This is a genomic window from Streptomyces sp. CG 926 (genome assembly GCF_003148825.1).
Taxonomy (GTDB): Bacteria; Actinomycetota; Actinomycetes; order Streptomycetales; family Streptomycetaceae; genus Streptomyces.
Window position 1 is genome coordinate 1 of sequence record NZ_QGGZ01000030.1, and the last position, 8,777, is coordinate 8,777.

1 protein-coding gene is annotated in these 8,777 nt (G+C 71.2%); it reads left to right on the plus strand.

Annotated elements, in window-relative coordinates; translation table 11 throughout:
* A partial coding sequence (locus tag BCL76_RS40260) for a type I polyketide synthase (protein ID WP_258310163.1) occupies positions 1-8,777 on the plus strand: 8,777 nt, incomplete at both ends.

Sequence of the window (8,777 nt, forward strand, 5' to 3'; positions counted from 1 at the left end):
GAGTGGAATCCGCGGGGCACGGTGCTGATCACCGGTGGTACCGGTGGTATCGGTGCGCATCTGGCGCGTTGGCTGGCGAAGGACGGTGCGGAGCATCTCCTGCTGCTCAGCCGTCGCGGTGAGGCGGCCGAAGGGGCGGCGGAGCTCGCGGCCGAGCTGCGGGGTCTGGGTGCGGAGGTGTCGGTCGTGGCGTGTGACGTCACCGACCGCGACGCCCTCGCGGCGATCATCGAGGCCGTTCCGGCCGAGCACCCGCTGACCGCCGTCTTCCACACCGCCGGCATATCCGGCTACGCCGAACTCGCCCTGGCCACACCCGAACACTTCGACGAGATCCTCTCCGCCCGGGTCCGCGGTGCGCGGAACCTGGACGAGATCACGTCCGAACTGGGCGTCGAGCTGGACGCGTTCGTGCTGTTCTCCTCCGGCGCCGCCGTCTGGGGCAGCGCGAACAACGGCGCCAACGCTGCCGCGGGCGCGTTCCTGGACGGTCTGGCCCGCGAGCGCCGGTCCCGCGGTCTGACCGCGACCTCCGTCTCCTGGGGCGGCTGGCAGGACACCGCGATGGCCGAAGGTGACACGGCCGAGCAGCTCCTGCGCCGTGGTGTGCGCTTGCTCGACCCCGCGCAGGCGGCCCTGGCCCTGCGACAGGCCCTGGAGCAGGACGAGACCTCGCTGACCGTCACGGACATGGACTGGGAGCTGTTCACCCCCGGCTACGCCATGGCCCGCCGGCGCCCGCTCATCGAGGACATCCCCGAAGTCGGTCCGGCCCTGGACAAGACCGCCACGGGCGGGGACGTACTGGACCCGACGGGTGTCGGCCTGCGGGAAACCCTCGCCGGGATGGCCGAACCCGAACAACGGACCCTGCTGCTGGAACTGGTGCGCGGCGAAGCCGCCCAGGTGCTGTCGCACGGCTCCACCGCCGAGATCACCGCGGGCCGGCCCTTCCGGGACCTCGGCTTCGACTCCCTGACGGCGATGGACCTGCGCAACCGCCTGAACCGGGCCACCGGCCTGCGGCTGCCCGCCACCCTCGTCTTCGACTACCCCACCCCGAACCAGCTCGCCACGCACCTGCACACCGAGCTGACCGGCGGCCCGGCCGCCGTCGGTGCCGTGGCGCCCGCCGGACGCGCGGCCGACGACGAGCCGCTCGCCATCGTGGGAATGGCCTGCCGCTACCCCGGCGGGGTGCGCGGGGCGGGTGACCTGTGGCAGCTGGTCGTCGAGAACCGCGACGAGCTGACCGAGTTCCCCACCGACCGCGGCTGGGAGCGCTGGGGCGCACCGGCGGTCGGCCGTGCCGGATTCCTGCACGAGGCGGGCGAGTTCGACGCCGGGTTCTTCGGGATCTCGCCGCGTGAGGCGGCCGCGATGGACCCGCAGCAGCGGCTGCTGCTGGAGACCTCGTGGGAGGCCGTCGAGCACGCCGGAATCGACCCCTGGTCGCTGCGCAACAGTGCGACCGGTGTCTTCGTCGGCGGCGGACCGCAGGACTACCCCACCGTCCTGATGAACTCGGCCGAGGCCGACAGCGGCTACGGCATGACCGGAGCCCTCGGCAGCGTGATGTCCGGCCGCGTCTCGTACGTACTCGGCCTTGAGGGCCCTGCCGTCACGGTGGACACGGCCTGCTCCTCCTCGCTGGTGGCCCTGCACCTCGCCGCGCAGTCCCTGCGCAACGGCGAGTGCGACATGGCACTGGCGGGCGGCGTGACGATCATGGCCACACCCGGCGCGTTCGCCGAGTTCGACAACCTCGGCGGCATGGCCGGCGACGGCCGGTGCAAGGCGTTCTCCTCGGACGCCGACGGCACCGGCTGGGGCGAGGGCGTCGGCATGATCGTGGTCGAGCGCCTCTCGGACGCGCGTCGCAACGGTCACGAGGTCCTGGCCGTTCTCCGAGGCAGTGCGATCAACCAGGACGGTGCGTCGAACGGTCTCAGTGCTCCGAACGGTCCTTCGCAGCAGCGGGTGATCCGTCAGGCTCTGGCGAACGCCGGTCTGTCGGCGTCCGACGTGGACATGGTGGAGGCGCACGGTACGGGTACGACGCTCGGTGACCCGATCGAGGCGCAGGCCCTGCTGGCCACCTATGGTCAGGACCGGCCCGCGGACCAGCCCCTGTGGCTCGGCTCCGTCAAGTCCAACTTCGGTCACACGGGTGCCGCCGCGGGTGTGGCGGGCGTGATCAAGTCCGTACTCGCCCTGCGCGAAGGACTGCTCCCCAAGACCCTCCACGTCCAGGAGCCGACGCCCGAGGTGGACTGGTCCGCCGGCGCCGTGGAACTCCTGACCGAGAACCGCGCCTGGCCGGAGACGGGTCGTCCGCGTCGTGCGGGTGTGTCCTCGTTCGGTATCAGCGGTACCAACGCGCACGTCATCCTGGAGCAGGCCCCCGAGGTCGAGCCGGCGGAGCCGGTCGCCGACGCGGGTACTCCTGCGCTCAGCGGGCCCGTGCCGTGGGTGGTCTCCGGCCGGAACGAAGCCGCGCTGCGGGACCAGGCCGCACGACTGGCCGCTCACTTGGCCCAGAACCCCGGCACCACGACCCCGATCGACATCGGGCACGCCCTGACCACGACCCGCTCGGCCTTCGACGAGCGCGCGGTGGTGGTGGGCAGCACCACCGACGAACTCCTGCACGGGCTGCGCTCCATCGCCGAGGGAACCAACGCTCCGACCGTGATCCGCGGCAGCGCCTCCGCCAGTGGTGTGGTGTTCGTGTTCCCGGGTCAGGGTTCGCAGTGGGTCGGTATGGGCCGTGAGCTGTGGGATGCGTCCGCGGTGTTCGCGGAGTCGATGGTGGCGTGTGAGCGTGCGCTGTCGCCGTTGGTCGACTGGTCGCTGCGGGACGTGGTCTTCCGTGAGGCGGATGATCCGCTGTGGGCCCGGGTGGACGTGGTCCAGCCGGTGCTGTGGGCGGTGATGGTGTCCCTGGCCGCGGTGTGGCGTTCCTTCGGCGTCGAACCCGCCGCCGTGATCGGCCACTCGCAGGGCGAGGTGGCCGCCGCGTGCGTCGCCGGTGGTCTGTCCTTGGAGGACGGTGCCCGGGTGGCCGCGGTGCGCTCCCGCCTGGTCCTGGAGAAGCTGTCCGGGAAGGGCGGCATGGTCTCCGTGTCCCTGCCCGTCACGGACGTCGAGGAGCGGATCTCCTCCTACGAAGGCCGCATCGGCATCGCCGCCGTCAACGGGCCCGCCTCCGTGGTGGTTTCCGGCGAGCCCGACGCCCTCGACGCGCTCCTCGCCTCGTGTGAGGCGGACGGTGTCCGGGCGCGTCGTATCGCGGTGGATTACGCGTCCCACTCCGCGCAGGTGGATGTCCTGAACGAGGACCTCCTGCGGGAGCTCGCGGACATCCGCCCGAAGTCCTCACCCATCGCGTTCTATTCGACGGTGTCGGGTGAGCGGATGGACACGGCCGGTCTGGATGCCGGGTATTGGGTGCGGAATCTGCGGGAGCGGGTGCAGTTCGAGCCGGTGACGCGTCTGCTGGTGGAGAAGGGCAATGCGTTCTTCGTCGAGTCGAGTCCGCATCCGGTGTTGACGATGGCGGTGGCGCAGACCGGTGACGCGGTGGATCGTGCGCTGGTGACGGTGGGTTCGCTGCGTCGTGAGGAAGGTGGCGCGGAGCGTTTCCTGACCTCGCTGGCCGAGGCGTATGTGGCCGGTGCTCCGGTGGACTGGAAGCAGTTGTTCACCTCGGGCAACCGGGTGTCCCTGCCGACCTACGCCTTCCAACACCAGCGCTACTGGCTGGAAGACGCGGTGGCACCCACCGCGGACGGTGCGCTCGACCCCGTCGACGCCGCGTTCTGGGGTGCGGTCGAACGCGCGGACGTCGCAAGCATCGCCGAACTGGTCGCCGGTGCGGACGAGGAGGCCTGGGCACCGGTACTCTCCGCGCTGTCGTCGTGGCGCAAGGGCCGCCAGGAGCAGTCCACGCTCGACTCGTGGCGGTACCGCACAGTGTGGCGTTCGGTGACGGTGCCCACCTCCGGTCGTCTGTCGGGTGCGTGGCTGCTGGTGACGCCGGAGGGTGAGGCTCCGGTGGAGGAGGTCCGGGACGCCCTGGTGGCGGCCGGCGCCGAGGTGACCTCCATCGCGGTCGGTTCCGGTCTTGACCGTGCGGCGTTGGCCGCCCGGCTCGCGGAGACTCCCGATGTGCAGGGCGTCGTGTCCCTCCTGGGCTGGGACGAGGAGGAGGGTACGTCGGCCACGGTGACCTTGGTGCAGGCCCTCGCGGTGGCCGGGTTGGAGGCGCCCTTGTGGGTGCTGACGCGTGGTGCTGCGGCGGTGGGCGGGGACGATGTGGTCCTGCCGGCGCAGACGCAGCTGTGGGCGCTGGGTCAGGTGGCTGGTCTGGAGCAGCCTGGTACGTGGGGTGGTCTGGTCGACGTTCCGTTGGTGTGGGACGAGCGGGTGGCTGCCGGGTTCACCGGTGTGCTCGCCGCGGGCGACGGTGAGGACCAGGTCGCGGTGCGGTCGTCGGGTGCGTACGCCCGTCGTCTGGTCCGCGCGCCTCTGGGCGGCAGCCCCGTTCCGGTCCGGGAGTGGAATCCGCGGGGCACGGTGCTGATCACCGGTGGTACCGGTGGTATCGGTGCGCATCTGGCGCGTTGGTTGGCGAAGGACGGTGCGGAGCACCTTCTGCTGCTCAGCCGTCGCGGTGAGGCCGCCGAAGGCGCGGCAGAACTTGCGGCCGAGCTGCGCGGTCTGGGCGCGGAGGTGTCGGTCGTGGCGTGTGACGTCACCGACCGCGACGCACTCGCGGCGATCATCGAGGCCGTTCCGGCCGACCACCCGCTGACCGCCGTCTTCCACACCGCGGGAGTGGCCAGCTACGGAACCGTCGGGGAGCTGGAACTCGCCGATCTGGAAGCACAGATGGCCGCCAAGATCCTCGGTGGGCGCCACCTGGACGACCTGACGACCGAACTGGGCGTCGAACTGGACGCGTTCGTACTGTTCTCCTCCGGTGCAGCCGTCTGGGGCAGCGCCGGCAACGGCGGGTACGCCGCCTCCAACGCCTACCTGGACGGGCTCGCCCGCGAGCGCCGGGCCCGCGGTCTGACCGCGACCTCCGTCTCCTGGGGTGGCTGGAAAGCCACCGGCATGGCCACCGACGGCACCGCCGAGCAACTGTCCCGACGAGGCGTCCGGGCGATGGACCCGGCCCTGGCCATCGAGGCGCTGCGGCAGGCCATCGAGCAGGACGAGACCGCGCTGACCGTCACGGACATGGACTGGGAACGCTTCACCCCCGGCTACACCATGGCCCGCCGACGCCCGCTCATCGAGGACATCCCCGAGGTGGCCCGCGTCCTGAGCGAGGACGCCGCCGCGCCCTCCTCCGACGACACGGTCGGCTCGGCCCTGCGCGCGGAACTGGCCGAACTCAGCCGGACCGAACAGGTCTCCGTCCTCCTCGACCTGGTGCGCCGCGAGGTGGCCCGGATCCTGGCGCACTCCTCCACGGCGGAGATCACCGCGGAGAAGCCGTTCAAGGATCTCGGTTTCGACTCGCTGACCGCCATGGAGCTGCGCAACCTCCTGACCGCCGCCACGGGCCTCAAGCTTCCGGCGACCCTCGTCTTCGACTACCCCAACCCGCAGCAGCTGGCGGCCCACCTGCTGACCGAACTGCTCGGCTCCGGAACGGAAATCGCGACCTCGTCGGCCACGGTCCGCGCGGTCACGACGGACGAACCCCTCGCGATCGTCGGCATGGCCTGCCGCTACGCGGGTGGCGTCGCCTCGCCGGAAGACCTGTGGCGGGTGGTCGTGGAACAACGGGAGGGCATGTCCGAGTTCCCGTCCTACCGAGGCTGGGACCGCTGGAACATCAGCACCGTCCGCCCCTCCGGATTCCTGCACGAGGCCGGCGACTTCGACGCCGGGTTCTTCGGGATCTCGCCGCGTGAGGCGACCGCGATGGACCCGCAGCAGCGACTGCTGCTGGAGACCTCGTGGGAGGCCATCGAGCGGACCGGAATCGATCCGCAGTCCCTGCGAGGCTCCGACACGGGTGTCTTCGTCGGTGGCACGGCGGTCGAATACGGCGCGCTGCTGATGAACTCCCCGGCCAGTCAGGGATACGCCGTCACCGGCTCCTCCGGCAGCGTGATGTCCGGCCGCGTCTCGTACGTACTCGGCCTTGAGGGCCCCGCCGTCAGCGTGGACACGGCCTGCTCCTCCTCGCTCGTCGCCCTGCACCTCGCCGCGCAGTCGCTACGTACGGGGGAGTGCGACCTGGCGCTGACCGGCGGCGTCGGACTGATGGCGACGCCGGGCGCGTTCGCCGAGTTCGACACCCTCGGCGGCATGTCCGTGGACGGGCGCACCAAGGCCTTCGCAGCCGCTGCCGACGGCATCGGCTGGGGCGAGGGCGTCGGCATGATCGTGCTGGAACGTCTCTCCGACGCGCGTCGCAACGGCCATGAGGTCCTCGCGGTCATCCAGGGCAGTGCGATCAACCAGGACGGTGCGTCGAACGGTCTGAGTGCTCCGAACGGTCCTTCGCAGCAGCGGGTGATCCGTCAGGCTCTGGCGAACGCCGGTCTGTCGGCGTCCGACGTGGACATGGTGGAGGCGCACGGTACGGGTACGACGCTCGGTGACCCCATCGAGGCCCAGGCCCTGCTCGCCACCTACGGCCAGGACCGGCCCGCCGACCAGCCCCTGTGGCTCGGCTCCGTCAAGACCAACATCGGTCACACGGGCGCCGCCGCAGGTGTGGCCGGCGTGATCAAGTCCGTACTCGCCCTGCGCGAAGGACTGCTGCCCAAGACCCTCAACGTGGACGAGCCCACACCGAAGGTGGACTGGGCTTCGGGTGCGGTGGAGCTGCTCACCGAGGAACGTCCGTGGCCGGAGCTGGGTCGTCCGCGTCGTGCGGGTGTGTCGTCCTTCGGTGTGAGTGGTACCAACGCGCACGTCATCCTGGAGCAGGCTCCCGAGGAGGAGCCGGCCGAGCCGGCCGCCGTCGAGGTGCCTGCGGTTCCGGCTCTCGTGTCGCCGATCGTGCCCTGGGTCTTCTCGGGCCGCTCGTCCGCGGCACTGCGGGGCCAGGCCGAACGCCTGGCCGCCCTGGTGGAGCGGGAGCCGAACCTCGCCGTCACCGATGTGGCGCATGCCCTGGTGACGACCCGAGCACGCCTGGAGCACCGGGCCGTGGTGCTCGGCGGCTCGCTGTCGGACCTCGCCGAGGGCCTGCACACGGTGGCCGCCGGAGAATCCGGCGCCCGTGCGGCGTCGGGCGCGGCGACGGCTGGGGACCGGGTGGTGTTCGTGTTCCCGGGTCAGGGTTCGCAGTGGGTCGGTATGGGTCGTGAGTTGTGGGATGCGTCCGCGGTGTTCGCGGAGTCGATGGTGGCGTGTGAGCGTGCGCTGTCGCCGTTGGTCGACTGGTCGCTGCGGGATGTCGTGTTCCGTGAGGCGGACGATCCGCTGTGGGCCCGGGTGGACGTGGTCCAGCCGGTGCTGTGGGCGGTGATGGTGTCGCTGGCCGCGGTGTGGCGTTCCTTCGGTGTGGAGCCGGCTGCGGTGATCGGTCACTCGCAGGGCGAGGTGGCCGCCGCGTGCGTCGCCGGTGGTCTGTCCTTGGAGGACGGCGCCCGGGTGGCCGCGGTGCGCTCCCGCCTGGTCCTGGAGAAGCTGTCCGGGAAGGGCGGCATGGTCTCCGTGTCCCTCCCCGTCACGGACGTCGAGGAGCGGATCTGCTCCTACGACGGCCGCATCGGCATCGCCGCCGTCAACGGACCCGCCTCCGTGGTGGTCTCCGGCGAGCCCGACGCCCTCGACGAACTCCTCGCCTCGTGCGAGGCGGACGGTGTGCGGGCGCGCCGTATCGCGGTGGATTACGCCTCCCACTCCGCGCAGGTGGATGTCCTGAACGAGGACCTCCTGCGGGAACTCGCCGACATCCGGCCGACGTCCTCGCCCGTCGCCTTCTATTCGACGGTGTCGGGTGAGCGGATGGACACGGCCGGTCTGGATGCCGGGTACTGGGTGCGGAATCTGCGCGAGCGGGTGCAGTTCGAGCCGGTGACGCGTCTGTTGATGGAGAAGGGCAATGCGTTCTTCGTCGAGTCGAGTCCGCATCCGGTGTTGACGATGGCGGTGGCGCAGACCGGTGACGCGGTGGATCGTGCGCTGGTGACGGTGGGTTCGCTGCGTCGTGAGGAGGGTGGTGCGGAGCGTTTCCTGACCTCGCTGGCCGAGGCGTATGTGGCCGGTGCTCCGGTGGACTGGAAGCAGCTGTTCACCTCCGGCAACCGGGTGTCCCTGCCGACCTACGCCTTCCAGCACCAGCGCTATTGGCTGGAGGGCGTGACCATCGGCGCCCAGGTGGTGGAAACGGTTGACACCGCGGAATCCGATTTCTGGGACGCCGTGGAACGCCAGGACCTGGCCGGCCTCACGGCCGTCCTCGACGGCGCGGGAGCCGTCGGGGCGGACCCTGCGGCGGGTGCCGACGCCTGGTTGCCCGTGCTCTCCGCCTGGCGCAAGGGCCGTCGCGAGCAGTCGGTCCTGGACTCGTGGCGCTACCGCGCCGAATGGCGTGCGACGGGCCTCCCCTCGGCAGCCCGTCTGTCGGGTGCGTGGCTGCTGGTGACGCCCGGTGGTGAGGCTCCGGTGGAGGAGGTCCGGAACGCCCTCGTGGCGGCCGGGGCCGAGGTCGTGGTCCTGGAGGCCGAGGCCGGTCTTGACCGTGCGGCGTTGGCCGCCCGGCTCGCGGAGACTCCCGACGTGCAGGGCGTCGTGTCCCT